Source organism: Clostridium tyrobutyricum (assembly GCF_019144085.1).
GTDB lineage: Bacteria > Bacillota > Clostridia > Clostridiales > Clostridiaceae > Clostridium_B > Clostridium_B tyrobutyricum_A.
Genome location: NZ_JAHHUY010000020.1, coordinates 1 through 22,723, shown reverse-complemented (window position 1 = coordinate 22,723; position 22,723 = coordinate 1). Strand labels below are relative to the sequence as shown.

Genomic DNA, 22,723 nt, shown 5'->3' with positions numbered 1-22,723 from the left:
TTCGATTTTTCATATTATCCAGACCAGCCTGCCTGGCCGGATATGTATAGTCAGATGAGATATTATGGAGCATTTGCTCCAAGACAGATGATAATTCCACAGCTTCCAGCCTTGGGATGGAGCAGGTGGGAAGATCTCGGCGGGACTATAACTTCCGCACCGGCAGTTTCATCCTGGGCGCCAAACAGGCTGGACACATTTGCAAGGGGAACGGACAATGCCCTTTGGCACAAATGGTGGAATGGGTCAAGGTGGAGCAACTGGGAAAGCCTTGGAGGGACTATAACAACCGCACCTGCGGCAGTTTCATGGGGGCCGAACAGAATTGACGTATTTGCAAGAGGTACGGACAATGCAATGTGGCACATATGGTGGAACGGATCCAGGTGGAGCAACTGGGAGAGTCTTGGAGGGACTATAACCTCAGCACCGGCAGTTTCATCCTGGGCACCAAATAGGTTGGACACTTTTGCGAGGGGAACGGACAATGCCCTCTGGCACAAATGGTGGAACGGGTCAAGGTGGAGTGACTGGCAAAGCCTTGGTGGAAATTTGACCTCGGCACCTGCGGCAGTTTCCTGGGGACCGAACAGAATCGATGTATTTGCACGTGGACAGCGTAATAGGTTGAGCCATTTATGGTGGAACGGCTCAAGGTGGAGCAGCTGGCAGGATCTTGGAGGAAGGTTGACTTCAGGACCTGCAGTATCTTCAAGAAGGTCCAACAGGCTTGAAGTATTTGCGAGAGGTTCAAACAATCAATTGATTACAATGTCATGGAATGGATCCAGATGGAGCAACTGGTTCAATATAGCTGGAAATATAACAACTGCACCAGCAGCAGTTTCCTGGGGACCAAACAGGACAGATGTATTTGCAAGAAGAGGGAACAATTCACTCTGGCATATCTATAGAAACTAGATTCAAAAATATTTTAACAGGCCTTGATTACCTTTTAGGTAATCGGGGCCTTTGTAATTTTGTATAATAATAAGTAGGGGGGATTGATAATAATGAAGACTATTTTTTTCCTGATTGGAGTACTCAACATAATTGCTTCAGTGTATGACCTGATTGAAGGCAGGTATGGTTCAGGAGCGGCCATGTTGATTATAGGAATATTCTTGATTGTTATTGTAATGAGATATAGGGAATAATATAAAAGAGAGATACTAAAAAGCATCTCCCCAATTTCCAATCTTTTCATGGAGGTCAGACCCCACATAAACGGGGGTCTGACCCCCATGATTTCATTTAAAATTCTATTTTGATATTGTACTCTTTAAGCCATGTGTTTACCTGAATCAAATATGCAAGAAGCTGTGGCCCCCTCATAAGCTGTCCAAACCATGGAGCCTTGAAAGAAGAACCTCCGGTTTTTATAAGTGTATTTACAGCCTTTTTATCTATCAGGTCGAGAATAGGTGAAGTTTTATCATCCATTATGGCCTTCATTTTCTTTTGGACTGCCCTTGTGTATTCGGGGTTGTGGGTCTTTGGATAAGGGCTCTTTTTTCTTTCCACAACATCCTGAGGGAGTATTCCTTCCACTGCCTTTCTCAATAGCCCTTTTTCTCTTCCTTTATAGAATTTGATATTGGAAGGTATATTAAAAGCGTACTCAACAAGCCTGTAATCTGCAAAAGGAACTCTGGCTTCAAGGCTGTTTGCCATACTCATACGGTCTTTCCTTGTCAGAAGTGTAACCATGAACCACTTGATGTTCAGATAGAAAAGCTCTCTCATCCTTGCCTCTTCCCTTGACTCTCCATCAAGGTGTGGAACCTGTTTTAATGTATCTTCATACTGCTGATTCAAATATCCCTCAAGGTCAAGTGCTTTAAGTTCGTCGGAAAGTATTTCCTTCCTTGAATTTATGGATTTCGACCATGGGAAGGTGTTGGCGTTTATATCTTCAGGCCTTCTGTACCATGGATATCCTCCAAAAATTTCATCTGCACATTCACCAGAGAGAACTACTGTGTTTTTCTTCCTTATTTCCTTGAAGAAAAGATAGAAGGAAGAATCTATATCAGCCATTCCAGGAAGGTCTCCTGCCTTTACAGCATCGTATAGTGCATCTGCAAGTTCACTGTTGTCATTTATTATGCTGTGGTGATTGCTTCCTATATAGTCGGACATCTTTGCCGCCCATATTCTGTCTGGAGTAGGTTCAAAGGAATTTGCCTTGAAGAATTTATCATTTCCCTTGTAGTCAATGGAATAGGTGTTCAGTGTTTTACCCTGTTTTTTAAATTCCGATGCTGCTACAGCAGATATGGTACTTGAGTCCAGCCCCCCAGAGAGAAGTGTGCATACTGGAACATCTGCTACAAGCTGTCTCTTTATGGCATCCACGAGAAGGAATCTTACATGCTGGGCCGTAGTTTCAGTATCTTCAGTGTGAAGCTTGCACTCAGGTTTCCAGTATTCTTTCAATTTCAATCCATCTTTGTTGAATATGAGAAAATTTGCAGGTGGAACTTCCTTTATGCCTTTAAATACTCCGCTTCCAAGTGCTCTTGCAGGTCCAAGGGCAAATACTTCTGTCAATCCCTGCCTGTCTATTACAGGTTCAACATAAGGATGAGCAAGCAGTGTCTTGATTTCCGAACCGAATATGAGAGAATTGTTTTTTACAGTATAGAAAAGTGGCTTTACACCAAGAGGATCTCTTACCATGAAAAGTTCATCCTTGGCCTCGTCCCATACTGCAAATGCATATATTCCATTTATATGTTTTACACAATCTGCGCCCCACTGTATATAACTTGTCAGGAGTACTTCAGTATCGGAGTATGATTCAAAGGAGTATCCTTCCTTAAGTAGGGATTTCCTTACATCTTCAGTATTATAGAGTTCACCATTGTATACAATAATATATTTGCTGCCGTTTATACTTTTTGACATAGGCTGTGCACCGCCAGAAGGATCTACAACTACAAGTCTTCTGTGGCCTAAAAGAGCATTTTTGGAAAGATAATAACCCTCGTCATCAGGGCCTCTGTCCTTAAGTGTATTTGTCATTTTAATCAGTACGTCTCTATATTTAGAAACATCTTCTTTTAAATTAACCCATCCTGCAATTCCGCACATAGATGCTAACCTCCGTTTAAATATTAATGTGAGCTTAATTATATTTTATGAACAATCAGCATATCTGTGCATGAATTATATAATCACAAGCATTAATAAAGTATTGAAACCATTGAAGAACAAAGACTGGAAAACCTTCAAAAAACAACTGTAATATAGATAAATTCAAGATTAACAGCTATAAGGACAAGTGTTATATTATAAGCTATGTGATTTGAATGAAAAATACAAAAAGGATGGAAGATATTATATGAAGTTAGTTAGAAAGGATGTATACAAGCTGGCAATGCCAATACTTGCAGAACAGCTGTTTGTGGCAACCCTTGGAATGGTAAACACCATGATGGCAGGCCACATAAGCAAGGAAGCAGTTTCAGCCATTGGCATGATAGATTCCTTTAATTATATATTGATAGCTTTTTTTTCAGCCCTTGCAGTAGGTGGTACTGTAGTTGTAGCACAGTATATAGGAAGAAAAGACATAAAGATGGCTAACAATGCCATGAAACAGTCCCTGTACTCTGGTGTATTTATAGGACTTGTTATAACTGTGCTGATATTTATATTCAGGGAACAACTTGTACAGGTACTTTACGGACAGGCCGAGGCCAAGGTAATAAAATATGCCAATATGTATTTTAGAATAACTATAATAAGCTATCCCTTTATAGCACTTGACCTTATAGCAAACGGAGTATTAAGGGGCAGTGGAGATTCAAAGACGCCAATGAAGATAACAATGCTCATGAACGTCTTAAATATAATTCTTGGATATACATTTATATATGGAATAAATATAAATGTATTAAGTTTTCACATACATACTTCCGGTATGGGAGTGGAAGGTGCGGCTTTTGCCATTGCCATTGCCAGAACTGCAGGGGGATTCATAGCACTTGGAGTTCTGCTCAGGGGCACAAGACTTTTGAAACTCAAAAATCTATTTAAATTCAAGCCTGACAAGGACATACTGCACCCCATATTTGCAGTAGGAATTCCTGCCAGCATGGAATCACTCATATTCAACGGCGGAAAACTCATAACCCAGGTGTTTATTGTAGGAATGGGAACTGTATCCATAGCATCAAACACCATAGCAAACTCAATAGCCACCATGCTCAATATACCGGGAACTTCCATAAGTATTGTAGCTACAGCACTGGTAGGGCAGTATATGGGAAGAAGGGACAGCGATGAGGCACAAAGATGCCTTTCATATTTATTTAAAATGTCTACAATATGCCTTGTTGTGCTATGTGCAATTTCAATCCCTACAGCAGGATTGTGGACATCCCTCTACACCAAAGATCCGGCCATTATAAAACTGACAACAAATCTGCTTAGAACAAATGCAATGTGTATTCCTTTCTGGTCAATATCCTTTGTTCTTCCTGCAGGACTTCGGGGTGCGGGGGATGCCAAATATACACTTGTTACAACAGTTATAGGAATGTGGCTTTTCAGGATTTTTTCAGGATATGTACTTGGAGTAAGTCTTGGATTCGGGCTCATAGGTGTATGGGTTGGAATGTATATAGACTGGATTGTGCGTGGAATTTTATATTTTATAAGATTCAAAAAAGGAAAATGGAAAAATATTATATTAATAAAATGAATAATTAAGTTGATTACTAAACAAAATAAGAACAGCACGTTAAAAATTCTTAAATTGAGAAGGTGATCAACTTGAACTTGAAGAAGAACAGAGTCAGAATAGGAATATTTCTATTATTTTTTATTTTTCTATTGGGAGCGTCAAATGTAAATGTACTGGCACTTCAGAAAAATACAACTGACAATAAACTGGAGCTCACTGTAGATTCCCACAAGAAGGCTGAAATGCCAAAAAGGTTCAGGAAAACTTCAGACAAGATAAAAACTGAAGGCAAAATGCCTAATCTAACGGGGCTTGCAGAGCTTAACGCTTCAGGAAGCCAGCAGTTTACTCCTGGAAATATAAATCTTGTAAAAGATGCAATAGGCAAGGACAAAAAGATATCCGTAGTGGATCTCAGGCAGGAATCCCACGGTTTTATAAATCATCTTGCAGTAAGCTGGAAACTTCCAGACAGTAACAAGGCAAACAAGGGGCTTACAAGAGATCAGGTTATAAAAGAGGAAAAGAAACTTTTAAAGTCCATTAAATTAAACGAACCTGTCAAGATAAAGAAAAAGACTGTAATTCCAGTAAAGGTACAGAGTGAAAAGGAACTTGTAAAAGATGCAGGCATGGACTACATAAGGGTGACAGTAACGGACACTGAAAGACCTGAAGATGACATGGTAGATTATTTCGTAAAAAAGGTCAGAAAACTTCCAGAAGATACATGGCTTCACTTCCACTGTAAAGCTGGAATGGGAAGGACTACCACATTTATGGCAATGTACGACATGATGAAAAATTCCAAAAAGGTAAGTCTTGAAGATATTATGGAGAGACAGGAACTGCTTGGAGGAGTAAAACTTCTAAGACCTGTAGGTGAAAAGGAAAGTGAATCCCAGAAGAGATCCGACTTTCTAAGACAGTTCTATCAGTACACAAAGGAAAACAATGACAATTTCAAAACCAGCTGGAGCCAGTGGCTTAAGAGCAAATAAACAATAAGGAGGGACACTTAGTCCTTCCTTATTGTCTTTCCAGAAAGAACTCCTTTTATTATCTTTCCATTTGATACTGCAATGCTTCCATTTACAATTACATGGTCAATTCCTACAGGATCTGCATCTGGATGGTGGAAATTTGCCCTGTCGCTTATAGTCTCAGGATCAAATATTACAAGGTCTGCATCTGCACCTTCGGATACTCTTCCCTTGTTTTTAAAACCAAGTATTTCTGCAGGTATCAGAGTAGCTTTTTCTATGGCATCCATCAATGATAAATACTGTTTTTCAAATACCATCTTCCTGAAAAAGCGGGGAAAAGTCCCTGAATTCTGAGGATGTCCCTCGGATATATTACCGGAAGGACTTGGACCTGTATCAGAAGAAGGAATCACATATTTATTCAAAAGAGCGTCGTATATTTCATGTTCCACTCCTGTAAAGCATATTATAACCACATCTTCACTGCTTTTTCTCATCTTCCTGTACAGTGATTCCGTAAGATATTCGCCTTTGTGTTTTCCAGAAGCTACAAGCATGTTGCTGTATTTCCATCCGAATTTTCTAATGTGTTCTGTATCGTAGACACTTGTATTCATTCCTGTTGCAAAATTTGTGTACATTCCACTGTCCGCCCAGACATTTAGTCCATTCCGTCTTGCATCATCTATCATTTCAAGGGCGGCTTTCATTATTCCCGTACCATATTGATATACAAGGTGGGATATCTGTACCTGTGCACCTGTTATTCTTGAGATGTCTATTGCCTCTTTAAGGGAGTCAAGTTCATTGGGACCGCTGAGCCTTGTATGAATGGATACAAGCCTTCCATGCCTGGCAGCTATTTTGCTAAGTGCTATGACTTCCTCAAAGGAAGAACCGGGAGCGTATTCAAGTCCAAAGGACAGTCCTATTGCACCTTCGTCAAAACACTTTTCAAGAAGTTTTTCCATTTGGGCAATTTCATGAGAATTTGCAGGAGTATAGGGATCAGTTCGTCCAACTGCATCCCTCAGGACAAATGAATGCCCTATAAACTGTGCCTGATTTATGAAAAATCCCTTTCTGTCCTGAGATTGGAGGAAATCACCTATATCAAGCATTCCACCACCGCAGTTTCCACCTATAGTTGTAGTGACTCCCTGAATCAGGGATAGTCTGCCGCAGCCGGGATCTCCGTCTATGTGGGCGTGAATATCTATAAATCCCGGGCTTAATATCTTCTTGTTTGCATCGATTTCATGCTTGCCTGATATATCCTTTTTCGTAACTATACATATTTTATTGCGGCATATTCCTATATTTCCCCAAGTTATGGTCTTTTTCTCCGGATCTGCAATATACGCATTTTTTATTGTCAAATCATAGATATTCACTTTAACCCCTCCTTAAATACAGATAATATTCTTTGATTAATAATAATATAGCACATAGAACGGGTTTATGTAACTATATTTTTCTTTACAAGTTTCATAAAGTCATCAGGTGTTACTACCTTTACTTTGGAGTTCCTGCTTAGTTTATCTATTACCTTTTGAACATCTCCAAGATTCTTGCTCCATGCGTGTACATAGACTGTTGTATAGGCAGTTTCCCTGCTTGTATCTGTATAGCCTTTCTGTACATACCCATTTATAGTATCTACAAGAGAATTTTCATCTTCAATTCCAGACCAGAGCAGGTTTCTACATGAAACTATAGGCTTACCATTGCTCCAAATTATTTTTCCCTTGTAATTGTCCTGCCTTGAATAGTCAAGATAGAACAGGCCTTTTATATTTCTCTGTTTGGTGTATTTATCCCAAAGCTCTGTATTGTAAAAGGATTTATCATCTATTATTGCAGCATAATTCTGTCCAACTGACTGCATGTATTCATTTAATTTCTTTACCTGCATCTTCAGGGCGGATTTTTCAAATTTACTTGGATATATATATCCCATTCCAGAAGGGGACACTAGAAAATCATCTATATGATTTCCACTGCTGGCATTTCTGTAATACTGCCTGAATACTGTAGGGGCCAGATAATACAAAGAGGGACTTATGGTCCATCCCATGTTGAAACTGCCTCTTGAATTTGAGCCGTACCATTTTGGAGAGGAAAAATTGCTTCCAAGGTACCACTGCTGATTGTCGCCGTCAGACATTATAAAAGTAACATAGTGGGCAGGGAGGGAGGCATTCTTTTTTAACACATTGTTAAATTTTTTGCTTACGCCCTTTAGTATATCTTCACTGGATTTCTGAAGTATTGGATAGGATGGGAAAGCACTCAGTGTACTTAAATTGTATGACCAGTCTGCAGGTACTACATTTATTCCATATTTTGAAGCTGTGCTTATATTTCCGTATTCATCAGGTCCCCATCCAAGACATACTCCATTTTTTTTCATGGCTCCGAATACTTTTTTTCTGAGACTTGAATCATTTTTGTTATCTTCATAGAATATAAGGGATTTTGTCATAATGGCGTAGTCTCTTAGGGCACTGGATCTTGAAGGATTCAGTTGTATTACAGTAGAATGATTGAGTCCGGAATTCCAGAGATTATTATATGCCCAGTACTTGTCTGTATGCCTGCAGTCACCGAGAAGTTTGGTTATTCCATGTTCTTTTACTTTGTTTTCCACAGAGTTATCCACAACTAATGCACATTTTAAAGATGCCATGGAACAGGCATTGTTTATTGAGACATCCTTTGGATTTGAACTATCGTATAGGACATACCCTTTTGTATATTTTTTGAATTTGTCAATAAGGGTCCATGGGTTATCCACAATTTCATATTTAATACTATAATTGGATTTTAGGTCCTTTAACCATGTCATGTAGTCAGGGTGACTTTTATCCAAAGTATATATCTGTGACTTGGATTTGGAAGCAATAATCCCCTGAAGAGAAGCTATCATGGTATTTTCTGATTTTGTCATTTTTTGTTGATCTATTACATATAGAGAAACTGGCCTATTGCGATTTTTTATATAATAGTTATTGTTTTCACTGGCACTTACTTTTGGGAGAAAGCTCATAAATCCTACCAATAGTATTATAATAGTAAAAATTGTTAAAGTAGTGTTCCACCTATTCCATTTTTTGCCTTTATGCATTGAAATCACCTCTTTGCTTTAGTATGTGCATATTGGGGCTAATTATTATTGTTAAAAAATAAACATCGACAAATTTCGATAGAAATTACAAACAATGTATACAAAAATTGAATACTTAATAATTTCATTATATTAATATAGAATTTTTATATTTTTTTAATTGTTTATATAATCTAATATATATAACTAGTTAAAAAACTTTTGATATATAGTTAACGGATTATTTATTTTTAATATTATGGGTGATATAATTATAAAGGGCCATTGAAATGTTTTCCAATTGATTGTATGGTTTTTTATTCTTAAATATTAATTTTAATACAAATTAATATTACTTGTTATAAAATAGTCATGCAATTTATAAAAATATAACTATTATTTATATAAATTGGCATATTTTAGAAGCTAATAATACGTAACATGGGGGGTATATAAATGAATAATGTAATGGCAGTATCTAAGGGGAGAAAGGATATTCACAGTACTATTTTTATTGTAAAGGTTATTCTATTGTTTTTTTCGGTAGTTGGGTATTTTGAAAGTTATGCAATAAGGGGAAACACATTTATACAGAAATTTGGTATTATATTCTGCGGTCCATTGATACTTTACGGGCTGTGGAGAATTTTGCCTGCAGGATTTTCAAAATACAACAAGAACAATAATGCAAAAATGTTTCAGATGGTAGATAATATTATTTTTATGTATATTACTGCTTTCCTGATAATTACATCCAGCTATGAATTCAATGTCTATAAAGTACTTTTCCTTGTTATAATAGTAACATCTGTTATACAGTTTGGAATGAATTTTGGGATATCAATTGGCATAATAGCTTCAATTATAATATTGATAGTGGATATTTATAAAATACATTATAATCTGGAATTGTATATTGCAAACGATGTTATCCTGATTATTATATATTTTTTAATTTCATATATAATAGGATCTTACGTCAGAAATCAAACTGAAATAAGTTTGATTAACAAGAAAAAGCTGGAACAACTTCAAAATATAATTGAAAATGAGAATAAACACAAAGCCGAAATGCAGGACATGCTGGATAAATACAAGAAAAGTGTAGACAGTCATAAAAATGCTGAAGATAGAAATGTAGAATTTATATCAAATGTAATACATGATTTAAAGACGCCATTAAACGTTATTTTTTCTGCCCTTCAGGTTTTGAAGATGCCTGATCATTTAGGGGATAAGGAGCTTTTACATAAGAATAAAAAATACATTAAGGTTATGAAACAGAATTGCTACAGGCTTACGAAACTTATAAATAATCTGCTTGATGTTACAAAGCTCCAAACGGGGTATTTGAAATTGAACAACCATAACAGAAATATAGTCAGTGTAGTTGAGAATACAGTAACTTCAGTTGTGCCATATATAGAAAGCAAGGGAATAAGTATAACCTTTGATACCGATGTGGAAGAGAGAATAATGGCAATAGACTGTGATAAGATAGAGAGAATCATATTGAACATACTTTCAAATTCCATAAAGTTCACAAAGCAGAGTGGAAGTATATTTGTAAATATGAAAGACAAGAAGGATCACATTTGTATAACTATAGAGGACAATGGAATAGGAATTCCCGAGGACAAGTTGAATATGGTGTTTGGAAGGTTCAATCAGGTGGACTCCAAGTATAGAGGATGCTGCGAAGGAAGTGGAATAGGTCTATATCTTGTAAAATCCTTTGTAGAACTCCACAAGGGAAAAATATATGTTGAAAGTCAATATGGATTTGGAACCAAATTTACTATAGAACTTCCTGTTTTAAAACTTGATGAAAAAGTCTGTGAAGGCTCCGAAGATATCCACAACTGTGGATCAAATAAGGATAAGGTAAATATAGAATTTTCGGATATACCAATTGAAATGTGATATAATACTAAAATAAAGAACAAAGTTCAAAGAACAGAGAATAAATAATGAAGATTTTCGGCTGAGGCCGAAAATCCACCAACTTTAAACTAGGGGGTGATATTATGGGCGATATTGCAGGAAAAGGCTGTGATATACTTGTTCCATTTAATGAAAGAAAATCGCTGTCTGATATAGAGCACAGTATTACAAAGAGATATAGAAAGCGCATATGGTCAAAGTTTGTAAAGGCTGTAAGTGATTTTGAAATGATAAAAGAAGGTGACAGAATTGCTGTAGCTGTGTCCGGAGGAAAGGACAGTATGCTTATGGCAAAACTGTTTCAGGAACTCCAGCGCCACTGGAAAGTTAAGTTTGAACTGGAATTTATAGCTATGGACCCAGGATATCATCAGAGCATAAAGGATCTTTTAATAGACAACTGCAAATACTTGAATATTCCAATACACATTTTTGACTCTGGAATTTTTGAGGTGGTGAATAAAATAGCAAAGGACTATCCATGCTATATGTGTGCCAAGATGAGAAGGGGAGTGCTCTATAAAAAGGCTCAGGAACTGGGATGCAACAAACTTGCACTTGGACATCATTTTGACGATGTCATAGAGACCACACTTTTAAACATACTCTATTCTGGAAATTTCAAAACCATGATGCCGAAACTCAAATCAAGTAATTTCAAGGGCCTTGAACTTATAAGACCTCTTTATTTCGTGCATGAGGAAAATATACAGACTTTTATACAGAACAGCGGAATATGGCCTCTCAACTGTGCCTGTATGGTAGCCGCAGAAAAAATAGGAAACAAGCGATATGAGATAAAGGACATGATAAAGGAACTGAAGAAGTCCTTCAAAGATGTGGATAAGTCCATTTTCAATGCTGCCAGAAATGTAAACATGGATGCTATACTTGGATGGAGAAAAGACGGTGAAAAACACTCCTTTTTGGAAAACTATGATGAGGACTAAAGGAGAAATGTAATTTGAAAATATGGGGAAGAATTGTAGACAAGAACAAGATAATAAAGGACAAGGTTGTGGAAATTAAAGATCAGGAAGACTACCAGGACAGCCTGAAGAAATGCATATATGAAATATGCCGTGACTTTGACATGGAGAGACCTTACTGGCTGCCTTCAAATGTGGATGAATACAACACAAGAAGAAAAACAATCTTTACAAGTGACAATTTTATAGATGAGTTTGATTTTGACAAGTTTGTAATAGAGGAAATCAAGGAAGAGTAAATAAAAAGTGGGCAAGGAGTGGCCAGTTCCCGGATGGGAGTTGACCACTCCTTGTTTTACTGCCTTTATTTTAATTTTTAGCTGATTGTGAGTTCCAATTTGGTGCAGGTCCTCTCAAATATGATATGAAAGCTGCAATCAAACTGAATATGAAGGAAATAGTGAAAGCTACTCTAAGTCCACCTATAAACTGGGTTGAAGCAATGGAACCTGTTGATACATGTGAATGTACAAACAATGCCTGCATAGCCGCAGGGGATATGCTTGAAGATATTACAGCCATTGATATTGCAATACTGAGCACCATCCCGGCATTCATGAACATGGTCCTTACCCCTGCTGCAATTCCTCGCTTGTCTTCAGGTACGTTGGCCATTATGGAACTAGTATTTGGAGAGAAGAACATTCCAGAACCGACTCCTGTAAGAATCATACATATTACAAGTGAAAATGTAGAGGAATTAGTGCGTATCTCCATAAGTCCAAGAAGTCCTGCTGCGGATACTAAAAGTCCTACAGAACTTAGAACTCTTGCACCGTACTTGTCACAGAGAGATCCACTTATAGGTGATACCGCCATCATTGCAACTGCAAAAGGACAGAGGAGTATACCTGCTGTAACCGGATCAAATCCCCTTGCACCTTCAAAATAGAATATTAGAAGGAAAGTTACTGCTCCTCTTGCTATACCGTTTAAAAGTGTACTCAAATATGCAAAAGAGAGAATCCTTGTTTTTAAAAGAGTCATGTCCAGCATAGGATATTTTGCATGGGTTTCAGTATATACAAACAGACCCAGGAGAACAGCTGCTATTATGAATAATATTACAACCGGTCTTGAAGACCACTGTGTGAATCCTCCTATGGTAAGAGCTACAAGTAGTGCCAGCATTCCAATTGTAAAACTGAAAGTGCCTTTGAAGTCAAATGTTTCATTTCTTGCAGACTTATGTAATTCAACAAGGGATACACCTGCCCATATAGTTCCAAATACTCCTATTGGAATATTCATATAGAATATGGTTCTCCATCCGAAATTTATGAGAAAACCACCAAGAATAGGACCTATAACTGCCGCAACACTTACAATCATTGCATTTATTCCAAGTGCTTTTCCAAGCTCATTTTTTGGAAATGCATCTGTTATTATTGCAGTACTGTTTGCTATCATCAGTGATGCACCTACGGATTGAATTGTTCTGAATATTAGCAGTTCAACTCCAGTTTGTGACATTGCACAGAGCAGGGACGAGACGGTAAACAGGGCGAAACCTGAAACATACAGCTTTTTTCTTCCAAACATGTCGGCTATTCTCCCTATGGAGGGTACCAGAATAGTAAGGGCCAGCATATATCCCATGATTGTCCACATTATTACTCCCACTCCTGCATTTAGATCTTTCATTATTACAGGAAGTGCAATCATGAGGGTACTTCCACTTAGAACAGAAAAAAGAGCCCCTATGGTAGTACAGGAAAGGGCAGTCCATTTATAGTTATTTTCTTTCATTAATGTCATCTCCGTCTATTGATTTATTTCTTTTAAAGTCTTCTAATTCTTCGAGAACTTCACAGCACCGTTTCTTAACCCTTTCTAAAGATTTTTCCTTTTCATTTATAAAGTCTATCTGGACTTTTAGTCTGTCCATGTACATGTCTGCATTTGAAGCATTGTTGGTCTCAAACATGTCTATTATTGAAGTCCTTAAAAATAGAAATTCCTTTACCTGTTTCAGTGAAAATCCAAGGCTTTCTTTAAGATCTTTTATTTTTTTTAGATTTTCTATATCTGCAGCATTATATAATCTGTAGCTGCCGGATGTTCTTTTGGGTATAACAAGTCCTACATCCTCATAATATCTAAGGCATCTTTTCGTAAATCCTGTTTTTGTAGATACATCTTCAATTTTGTAGAAATTTTCTTCCATAGTAAAAGTTACCTCTTTTTATATTTAATCTTTTATACTTTATTCATTTGATTGGAACAAGTATAAATTTTACTACTCTATAACATTTACGTCAAGGTTAATGTTTGAAAAAACAGATGAAAAATAGGGGACAGTTAACAACTTTGATAAAGTTGTTAACTGTCCCTGAAATTTACTAAAAAATGTAAAAACAAGGATAGGGGAATTGTTCTCGTTTTCACAAGGTGATATTGGATGATATTTTGAAATAATCAAAGTTGAATAACATTAGCAGTATTTACAAAGTAACAACTTTGATATAAAATAAAGTTGTTACTTAAAATAAAATTATTATATATTATGAGATGAAAGTATATATAAATTGTATGGAGGAAGATATTATGGAAGATTACTCTCAAGAATATTTTCAAAATATTAAGAAAGAATCAAATTTAAAGAAAATATCCATTATATCCACCATGGGTGGGCTTCTATTTGGATATGATACTGGAGTAATCAATGGCGCACTGCCTTTTATGAGCAGGGCGGACCAATTGAATCTAACTCCGGCACTTGAAGGATTAGTTACAAGTTCAATACTGTTTGGATCAGCCTTTGGAGCTGTATTGGGAGGGCGATTATCCGACAAATACGGCAGAAAAAGTATAATAAAACTCATTGCACTTATCTTCTTTATTGCAACACTCGGGTGTACTTTTTCACCTAATGTAATGATCATGATTGTTTGCAGATTTATATTAGGACTGGCTGTAGGTGGAGCATCGGTTATAGTACCTACATTTTTAGCTGAAATGGCACCTACAAACAGGAGAGGAAGTGTTGTTTCTCAAAATGAGATGATGATTGTAACGGGACAGCTTATGGCATATACATTAAATGCTGCACTGGGAAATATATTCGTGAATAATTCACACATATGGAGATATATGATAGTAATTGCATCAGTTCCTGCAGTCTTTCTATGGTTTGGAATGCTTGTAGTTCCTGAGACACCTAGATGGTTGGCCGCCAATGGAAAAGCCGCCAAAGCCCTTGAAGTTTTAAGGGAAATCAGAAATGAAGCAGAGGCAAAAATAGAAATAAAGGAAATCTCAAAGAGCATTGAAGCTGAAAAGCATTTGGACAAGGCTACTTTTAAAGATTTGCGGGTTCCATGGATAAGGCATCTTGTGCTTATCGGCATAGGAATAGCCATTACCCAGCAAATCCCTGGAATTAATATAATTATGTATTATGGGACTACAATTCTTGAACAATCTGGATTTGGGACTCAAGTGGCCCTAATTGCAAATATAGCAAACGGAGTAGTAGCTGTTGCAGCTGCATTTATATTCATAAAATTCCTTGCAAACAGGTTTGATAGAAGACAGCTGCTTCTAACGGGGCTTACAGGGACTACACTTTCAATGTTAACAATGTCTGTTGTAACTTCAAAATTACAGGGCTCAGGCCTTCTGCCATTTGCCGTACTTGGCTTGACCGTAGTATTCCTGGCTTTCTTTCAGGGGTGTGTTGGCCCGGTATGCTGGCTTCTTTTATCAGAAATATTCCCACTTAGGCTTAGGGGAATCGGAATGGGTATTTCAGTATTCTTCCTATGGATGGCAAATTTCTTTATAGGGCTTATATTCCCTGTGATGCTTAAGTCGGTTGGATTGTCCTACTCATTTATTTCATTTGCAGTACTTGGGGTTCTGGGGATAGTTTTCATATATAAATATGCACCGGAAACACGAAATGTATCACTTGAAAAAATAGAGAAGCATTTTAAAAACTACAGGATAAAAACTGTAAAATAAAAACGCGGAAAACAGGGGACAGTTAACAACTTTTGAAAAGTTGTTAACTGTCCCCTTAACTTACCTAACTTATTGGTCTTAATCAAATATGGACACAAATTTTATGGAATATATATCTGCAAGTTCACGGGTGTTTGTCTCCTCATTTCTGATTATGATATAACTTATTCCTACATCTGTAAGTATTCCTGTACGGTCCTGAAGGGTTCCCGTACCAAGGAGAAAAGTTACTCTAACCCTTTTGCCTATCTGGGTTCTCAAATATCCCTGGGTGTAGTTTATATCCTGTTCTACAGGAGATCCTGGAGCCATCTCGAAAGGTGGGGGACCGGTAGGCCCGGTTGCAGCAGGTCCAGTTGCACCTGTTTGCTGTCTTGTAAGTCCTTTATCTATATTTATATCCATATTATCCTTGCTTTCTGAAATATCCTCCGGATTTTCATCTTGTTGTGTGTTGTCTGAATTTTTGCTTTCATTAATATTATTCTCTTCAGTATCTTCATTTTCAAAGTTGTCGCTTTTATAATCCGCCTGGTCCGAATCTTCATCCATACGGGTCAAGGGACTTTCTATATTGCCTATGGGATATCCCGGAATTGTAGGGATGCCTCTTGGCATCATAGGCATTGGTGCAAAATAATCAGGGTAACTTGAAATCATAAATTGATTACCTCCATTTAATTGTTGTTAAGTTTGTGCATATAGTTCTGTAGGATTGTAAAAGCAGTGCTGCGGTATAGTTACTTGAAACCTGCCAACTCCACTGGAAGGAAAAAAACTTGGACAAGGAGCATATGGATTGAAATACCACAGTGAATAACCTATGGTAAACAGCCTGTTCCCTGCAAGGGCCCAATCCGCAATATCATAATGTATCTGTTCAGGTCGGGCATTCCATATATTCTGTTGATTTGGAACTCCTCTTATCTCAGTACGCATGCAGTCGAACTGTCCCTGCTGATAGAGTACATTTCGTATACTTCCCTGGCCTATTCTCTGGTATTCTCCATAGGGTACCCTGACCCTATTCATAATAACAGTAGCAACGGCTTTCATTCCATTTTCACCTTCACCGCCGGCCTCGCACTGTATAATTCTCGCCAGCAGTTCTCTATCGGAAAAAGCCATACAATTTTCACCTCGTGAAATCTTTCTACACTAACCAGTTTATTTATAAGTTAGTAAAAAGTTACAACAAAAATTATGTAAATTTAGATAGGAAAATAAATTTTGTTGTTATATAATAGTAATTAAGAAATTTAAAGGAGGATTATATAAAGTAATGGTTAACATCAAAAAAATATTAGCTTTTTCATCTTTGGCACTTGTAATGACTCTAAGTCTTGGAGGAATAACTGCCAAAGCCAGTGATACAAATTTCAATGTTTCAAGAGTAGCTGGGGCAACCAGAATAGCTACAGCAGACAATCTTGCCGAGAAACAGTTTGCAAGCAGCAAAACAGACAATGTAGTGCTTGTAAATGGATATGGCTATGCAGATGCGGTAAGTGCCACACCACTTGCAAAGCTTCTAAAGGCACCTATACTTTTGACATCAGGAGGCAGCAGTCTTGAAAGTGAAGTATCAAAGACTATTTCTGATATTGGAGCAAAAAAAGTATACATAGTAGGTGGAACAGGAGTTGTATCCAGCAGTATTGAGACAAGCCTTGATTCAAATTATATTGTAGAGCGTATACAGGGTATTGAAGATACTACCAGAATGGGAACAAATGCAGCTGTCGCAGAGAAGGTTATCTCAATGGGAGGCCAGAAGACAGCAATGCTTGTAAATGGAAAAGACGGCTATGCGGATGCACTTTCAGTAGCAGCCATTGCAGCACAGAAGGGATATCCAGTATTACTTGCAAGCAGTACAGATGTAAGTGATGTAGTTAAAGATGTAATCAGTGAAAATTCCTTGACAGTAAAGGCAGTTGGAGGAGACGCAGTTCTTCCACAGTCAGTTGTAAGTTCTGTAAATGGAACCAAGGTAACGGGAAATACAGCAAATCGTTATGCTACCAACCTTGCAGTACTTGATTATTTCAACAATAACGGCGGAATTGATTTTAGTACAATATACATGGCAATGGGTGGAGTTACAAATACTCAATTTGCAGATGCACTTGTAGCATCAGCAGCTGCTGCAAACAACGGATCACCTCTTGTACTTACATCACAGGCAGCAGATTCTTACTCTACAAATGCAAGGAACTATATAATAGGTAAGAATGATGGAGCAAATATTATAATAGTCGGAGGGACAGGTGTAGTTACTCCTTCGGTAGAAAGTTTATACGACCCATTTTCAATAATAGATATAGAATAAAATAAAAAATATTTAAAAAGAAGGATTACCCAGTTTATTATAGAATAATATAAACTGGGTAAAATTTTATAATAATCCTAAATTGGTAGACATATCCTCTAGAAATGATATACACACTATGATATAATAGGAAAAGAATTTAGATTAATTATACAATTAGTATAAATTATATGAAAAACATACAACATTATATAAAATTACACTAAAATAGTAGAATGTGAAGGATATGTGTGATATAATATTATGTGCTTTTAGAATCACAGTATTATATTTAAGTACATTTTACTTTAACAATCAGTATATATTTAAAAATATATATATATTTATCTTTAAATTTAAAGAATTTCAATTAAAATTCACTTAATCGAGGAGGTTTTTTACAACATGAATAAAAAAGGAACAAAAGCACTTGCAAGTGCAACACTTATGTCATTAGTTTTGACTACAGCATTGGCAACTGGTAACGTTAAAGCTGCAGCTGGACAAGTTACAAGAGTAGGTGGAACTGACAGATATGAAACAGCATCAAAAGTTGCTACATCAAACTTTACAACTAGTGATAATGTTGTATTGGTTTCAGGAGAAGGTTATGCAGATTCAGTAAGTGCATCTGTATTAGCTAAGAAATTAGATGCTCCAATCGTACTTACAGGTTCACAAACACTTGATGCAAATGCAAAGTCAGCAATTGAGACTTTGAAAGCAAAGAACATATACATCATCGGTGGAACTGGATCAATATCAGCTTCAATTGAGGACGGATTAAAATCAGATTACACTGTAACCAGACTTGGTGGACAAGACAGATATGCTACTAACTTGGCTATAGCCAACAAATTAGTTGATTTGGGAGTAAGCAAATCAAACATAATTGCAGTAGCAGGAACTGGATTCGCAGATGCATTATCTGTAGCACCAGTAGCAGCAGCTGATAATGAAATATTATTACTTACAAACAACAATGCTGATACAATGAAGAATACAGCTGATTTTGCCAAGGATTCAAATGTTACAGTAGTAGGAACTACTAATGTAGTAAGTGATGCAACATACAATCAGTTGAATGCTGACAAGAGAATAGATGGTGGAACAGATAGATTTGATACTAACTTAAAAGTATTAAAAGAATTTGACAGTGACTTAAAAGCAGACAAGCTTTATGTAGCAAATGCTACTGGAAATGGTTATGCAGATGCATTGGTTGCTTCAGCAATAGCTGGAAAATATGCAGCACCATTAGTATTGACTGATACTGAAGGATCAGCTTCAACTACTAAGGCTATAGATTACATTGGAACTAAGGCTACAAAGACTACTGATTTACAGGTAGTTGGTGGAACTGGAGTAGTTTCAGATGCTACTATCCAAAAGATAAATGATGCTGTTAATACTGACCTGCAGGTTAAATCAGTAACTCCTACTAGTGCAACACAAGTTGAAGTAAAATTCAACAAAGCTGTTGATCCAGCTTCATTATTTGCAGATGGAGAAAGTGGAACATTTAAGTCTACTAGTGTTGTAGAATTCACTTCTATTGATTCAGTACCTGCAGGAAGTTTAAGTGGAGAGCTTAGTAAAGATGGACAAACTCTTACAGTAACTTCAGCTAATGCTCTTTCAAAACGTTATAATGTTGTTGTTGACGGTTTATCAGGAAAAGATGGAAGTGACTTTGATAAATACGATGAAATAGTTAATATCCCTGCAGATACAACAGCTCCAACAATTGTATCAACAACAAAGACATCAGCTTCTACTTTTAAAGTTGTTTTCTCAGAACCAATAAAAACATTACCAACTCCAAGTTATAAATTAGATGATGGTACAGATGTTACTGGCGTTACAAATGATTTTGCAGTAGGTAGTAAAGAAGTAACATTTACACTTCCTTCAACTATCGATGCTGGTAAAGCAGTTACTGCAACAATTATAGGTGCTCAAGATCAAGCTGGCAATTTATTGACTCCAAATCCAGCAACAATTACATTAGTTAAAGGTGACAAAGATGGAACTGCTCCTACAGTAAGTTCTGTTACTCAAACTGGTGCTAAAACTTTTGCTGTTAAATTTTCAGAACAGTTGATTTCAAATCCAGCTATCAGCTATGCAGGTACACCAGTAGCACCTACCAGTATTGTTCAGGATACTACTGATCCAACAGTTTATAATGTTACAGCTCCTTCTGTACTTGATGGTGCTACAGATGTAACAGTATCCAGTTTTACAGATTTAAGTGGTGAAGTTGGAACAACTACAAACAAGGTAGTTAATTTTGTAAAAGATACAGCAGCTCCAAAAGTAGTTTCTAGTGCTGTTTCTGTAGATAGTACTGATAGAAATGAATATCTTGAGATTACATTTGATAAAGATGTGGATTTAGCAGCTAGTCCTACTGTTGATGCTTCGGGTTCTTATATAAACAATTATGTAACTACACCTTTTACAGCTACAGGAGTACCAGTTAATTATAAATCTGTATCAGATAAAAAGGTAGTTCGTGTAGCTTTAAATACTTTATTAGCTAGTGATGATGTACAAAATGCAGCATATACTTTAAATCTTACCTTTGCAGGAATAACTAATGGAGCTGGTATTGCAGCTGATGATGCTACAGCAAGTTTCACTAGAGGAAAAGATGGAGTGGCTGCTAATACTGATGTTGCTAATGTGACAGATGTAGCTCAGGGCGCTGACAATAATAAGGTAAATGTTACATTTGATAGAGCAGTTGACGGTGCATCAGCAACTGATCCATCAAACTATAAGGTTGATGGCGCTACTATTGATTCAGTAACATTAAATCCAGTATCAGGTGGAACTCAAGTTGCAGTTCTTAATTTGAAGGCCGGATCAAACCAATTTACTGGAGTTCGTAATATTAATATTTCTAATGTTAAGGCTCTAGGATCTACTAAGGTAATGAATCCTTACTTTACTAATGCAGTTGAACTTAAGGAGAATGTAGCTCCAACTGTAGTTTCAGCTAAGTTGACTGCAACTGATAAGATTGAATTAACATTCTCTGAAGATGTATCAGATTCAACTGCTGATGATTTTGAAGTATTAGTTGGTGGAGCTTCATTGTCTACACCTGAAACTGTAGATACTGGAATAGTAACATCTAAAACTACAGTTTTAGTTACAATTCCAGCAGTTACAACTGATCAACTATCAAAAGGTATATCATTAAAGGCTTTGAATACTTTGGATATAAAGGATGCTGATGGAAATAAATTATCTGTACCATCTAACATTACAGTAACTCAGTAATAATTCCTACAGGTATAAATATATAAGAACGGAATAAGAGAGAATCGTCATTTCTGACGGTTCTCTCTTTTACTATATCCTTATTGTGGAAATTCATCACACCATATAGAATAAAATTACTCGTTATAGTATAATAATCTAGATAACATATTTATAAAATTATTATATTGTAGTAAAATCTGTATACTAATGATAGAAAATTCGGGGGTATAATATGGTTAAAAAGACAGAAGATAATCCAAAAAAAGATAATATAGAATATGTATCTACAAAGTTGTCACTTCTTGATAATGATAATGTTGTAATATCAGACGTACATAAGGAAATATTGGAAGATGAGATAAAGGAACTGCCTCCAATAAAAGAGGGACAGCTTAATGTATCAGGTGTATATATATATGATCAGGGAGATAAATATGAAGTTAAAATATATGTGCGAAACGGGATTTCCGATAATTTGAATTTGGAGGATATTCCTCTTGTAATAAAGAATTCAAAAGATGAAATACTGGCAAGCCAGCAATTTGACTTTAGAGGATTGGGACAACTTCCACCTCATTCAGTAAGACCTATAAAAGTGTATTTTGACAAGAAAAATGTAAAAGTGGACAGCATACCTGAAGATGACTGGGAAATAGCTTTAAATGGAACCTTTAAGGTAACTAAAAAGGTTAGACCAATTTATGAAGGATTGCCTGAAAATATAGAAGATAATGACAGAAAGGTTTTTGAAGATTTTTTATCAGGATTGCCTGAACTTGAGGAAGGTCAGTTTAGTATATCCACTTTCAGTATTGGCATAAATACAGATGGGAGTATACTTGCTACCTGTGTTATGAGAAATGCTGCTCAAAAGCCTATTGTAATCAAGAAAATTCCTATAACATTATTGAATGATAAAAATCAGGTGGTTATGTCCAATAAATTTGAACTTGCTGATTTTGAAATTAGTCCTTACAGGGCTAGATTATGTAATTTTTCATTTCAGACAGGAGTTAAGCCTGAAAAAGCTCAGGAGTTAAAGGGCTGGTCCATAGCATATAAATTGTATAAATAGAATTAGTAAGGCAGCTGTTACTTGGAATTGATTTCTAAGTAACAGCTGTTTATTTTAAGGGAGTTTTTTTATAACATGAATAAAAAAAGAAGAAAAAGTATTTGCAGGTGCTGTACTTATGTCATTGGTTTTAACTACAGCATTGGCAACTGGCAACGTTAGAGCCGCCACAAATGGACAAACTACGAGAGTAGGTGGAGCAAATAGATACGAGACAGCAGAAATGGTTGCCACATCAAACTTTACAACTAGTGATAATGTTGTATTGGTTTCAGGAGAGGGCTATGCAGATTCAGTGAGTAAGGGTCAGACCCTCAGGAAAATTTAGGAAATTGAGGGACCAAACCTCCTAAATTTTTGATATGGATTATTGCAGAATA

At 36.6% G+C, this 22,723-nt stretch carries 19 protein-coding genes; 12 read left to right on the top strand and 7 right to left on the bottom strand.

The genetic code is table 11. The annotated features are described in order from the left end of the window. Window positions 1-54: 54 nt before the first annotated feature. Both KM800_RS15670 and KM800_RS09900 read left to right on the top strand, forming a co-directional pair. Window positions 55-921 (top strand): carbohydrate-binding protein, encoded by an 867-nt coding sequence (locus KM800_RS15670; protein WP_410171511.1) that lies wholly within the window; start codon window positions 55-57, stop codon window positions 919-921. A gap of 92 nt (window positions 922-1,013) precedes the next feature. Then, window positions 1,014-1,157: a hypothetical protein gene (locus KM800_RS09900; protein ID WP_017752046.1), complete on the top strand. Its 144-nt coding sequence runs from the start codon at window positions 1,014-1,016 to the stop codon at window positions 1,155-1,157. 97 nt (window positions 1,158-1,254) lie between these two features. Here the strand turns inward: KM800_RS09900 and asnB are convergent, their stop codons facing one another. Next, window positions 1,255-3,096, bottom strand: a complete 1,842-nt coding sequence (gene asnB / locus KM800_RS09895; protein WP_217812938.1) for an asparagine synthase (glutamine-hydrolyzing) — start codon at window positions 3,094-3,096, stop codon at window positions 1,255-1,257. A gap of 250 nt (window positions 3,097-3,346) precedes the next feature. On the opposite strand from asnB, the gene KM800_RS09890 reads away from it, so the two are divergent. Both KM800_RS09890 and KM800_RS09885 read left to right on the top strand, forming a co-directional pair. Further along, window positions 3,347-4,711: an MATE family efflux transporter gene (locus KM800_RS09890; RefSeq protein WP_217812937.1), complete on the top strand. Its 1,365-nt coding sequence runs from the start codon at window positions 3,347-3,349 to the stop codon at window positions 4,709-4,711. Between the two features lie 77 nt (window positions 4,712-4,788). Continuing rightward, window positions 4,789-5,694, top strand: a complete 906-nt coding sequence (locus tag KM800_RS09885; RefSeq protein ID WP_217812949.1) for a fused DSP-PTPase phosphatase/NAD kinase-like protein — start codon at window positions 4,789-4,791, stop codon at window positions 5,692-5,694. A gap of 17 nt (window positions 5,695-5,711) precedes the next feature. On the opposite strand, the gene KM800_RS09880 is transcribed toward KM800_RS09885, so the two are convergent. Continuing rightward, window positions 5,712-7,073 carry an N-acyl-D-amino-acid deacylase family protein gene (locus KM800_RS09880; protein WP_217812936.1) on the bottom strand — a complete coding sequence of 454 codons (1,362 nt, stop codon included), beginning with the start codon at window positions 7,071-7,073 and terminating at the stop codon, window positions 5,712-5,714. A gap of 65 nt (window positions 7,074-7,138) precedes the next feature. Continuing rightward, window positions 7,139-8,806, bottom strand: a complete 1,668-nt coding sequence (locus KM800_RS09875) for a GxGYxYP domain-containing protein (RefSeq protein ID WP_217812935.1) — start codon at window positions 8,804-8,806, stop codon at window positions 7,139-7,141. Between the two features lie 435 nt (window positions 8,807-9,241). Between KM800_RS09875 and KM800_RS09870 the strand changes: the two genes are divergently transcribed. The 3 genes from KM800_RS09870 to KM800_RS09860 all read left to right on the top strand — a co-directional run bounded on the left by KM800_RS09870 (window position 9,242) and on the right by KM800_RS09860 (window position 11,957). After that, the gene (locus KM800_RS09870; protein WP_217812934.1) at window positions 9,242-10,708 is read left to right on the top strand and encodes a sensor histidine kinase; all 1,467 of its coding nucleotides are present in this window, start codon (window positions 9,242-9,244) and stop codon (window positions 10,706-10,708) included. Window positions 10,709-10,812: 104 nt separating this feature from the next. Beyond that, the gene (locus KM800_RS09865) at window positions 10,813-11,679 is read left to right on the top strand and encodes a tRNA 2-thiocytidine biosynthesis TtcA family protein (protein ID WP_217812933.1); all 867 of its coding nucleotides are present in this window, start codon (window positions 10,813-10,815) and stop codon (window positions 11,677-11,679) included. Between the two features lie 14 nt (window positions 11,680-11,693). Further along, window positions 11,694-11,957: a hypothetical protein gene (locus tag KM800_RS09860; RefSeq protein ID WP_217812932.1), complete on the top strand. Its 264-nt coding sequence runs from the start codon at window positions 11,694-11,696 to the stop codon at window positions 11,955-11,957. 70 nt (window positions 11,958-12,027) lie between these two features. Here the strand turns inward: KM800_RS09860 and KM800_RS09855 are convergent, their stop codons facing one another. Next, window positions 12,028-13,467, bottom strand: coding sequence for an MFS transporter (locus KM800_RS09855; RefSeq protein ID WP_217812931.1), 1,440 nt, complete (start codon window positions 13,465-13,467; stop codon window positions 12,028-12,030). Further along, window positions 13,454-13,885, bottom strand: coding sequence for a MerR family transcriptional regulator (locus tag KM800_RS09850; RefSeq protein ID WP_217812930.1), 432 nt, complete (start codon window positions 13,883-13,885; stop codon window positions 13,454-13,456). Before KM800_RS09850 ends, KM800_RS09855 begins: the two co-directional genes overlap by 14 nt. A 380-nt stretch (window positions 13,886-14,265) precedes the next feature. On the opposite strand from KM800_RS09850, the gene KM800_RS09845 reads away from it, so the two are divergent. Next, window positions 14,266-15,684, top strand: coding sequence for a sugar porter family MFS transporter (locus KM800_RS09845; RefSeq protein WP_217812929.1), 1,419 nt, complete (start codon window positions 14,266-14,268; stop codon window positions 15,682-15,684). 78 nt (window positions 15,685-15,762) lie between these two features. On the opposite strand, the gene KM800_RS15685 is transcribed toward KM800_RS09845, so the two are convergent. Together KM800_RS15685 and KM800_RS09835 are read right to left on the bottom strand one after the other, a co-directional pair. Continuing rightward, on the bottom strand, window positions 15,763-16,089 hold the full coding sequence (locus tag KM800_RS15685) for a hypothetical protein (protein WP_419195466.1): 327 nt from the start codon (window positions 16,087-16,089) through the stop codon (window positions 15,763-15,765). A 282-nt stretch (window positions 16,090-16,371) separates the two neighbouring features. Then, window positions 16,372-16,812, bottom strand: a complete 441-nt coding sequence (locus tag KM800_RS09835) for a cell wall hydrolase (RefSeq protein WP_039657037.1) — start codon at window positions 16,810-16,812, stop codon at window positions 16,372-16,374. A 154-nt stretch (window positions 16,813-16,966) separates the two neighbouring features. On the opposite strand from KM800_RS09835, the gene KM800_RS09830 reads away from it, so the two are divergent. From KM800_RS09830 to KM800_RS09815, 4 genes are all read left to right on the top strand, one after another. Further along, a complete protein-coding gene (locus KM800_RS09830; RefSeq protein WP_217812927.1) occupies window positions 16,967-18,016 on the top strand; it encodes a cell wall-binding repeat-containing protein in 1,050 nt (349 codons plus the stop codon). 384 nt (window positions 18,017-18,400) lie between these two features. Then, window positions 18,401-21,286 carry a cell wall-binding repeat-containing protein gene (locus KM800_RS09825; RefSeq protein WP_217812926.1) on the top strand — a complete coding sequence of 962 codons (2,886 nt, stop codon included), beginning with the start codon at window positions 18,401-18,403 and terminating at the stop codon, window positions 21,284-21,286. A 214-nt stretch (window positions 21,287-21,500) separates the two neighbouring features. Further along, on the top strand, window positions 21,501-22,343 hold the full coding sequence (locus KM800_RS09820) for an SLAP domain-containing protein (RefSeq protein ID WP_217812925.1): 843 nt from the start codon (window positions 21,501-21,503) through the stop codon (window positions 22,341-22,343). Window positions 22,344-22,461: 118 nt separating this feature from the next. Continuing rightward, entirely contained in the window at window positions 22,462-22,671 is a 210-nt protein-coding gene (locus KM800_RS09815) for a cell wall-binding repeat-containing protein (RefSeq protein ID WP_217812924.1), read from the top strand. The last annotated feature ends 52 nt before the right edge of the window (window positions 22,672-22,723 follow it).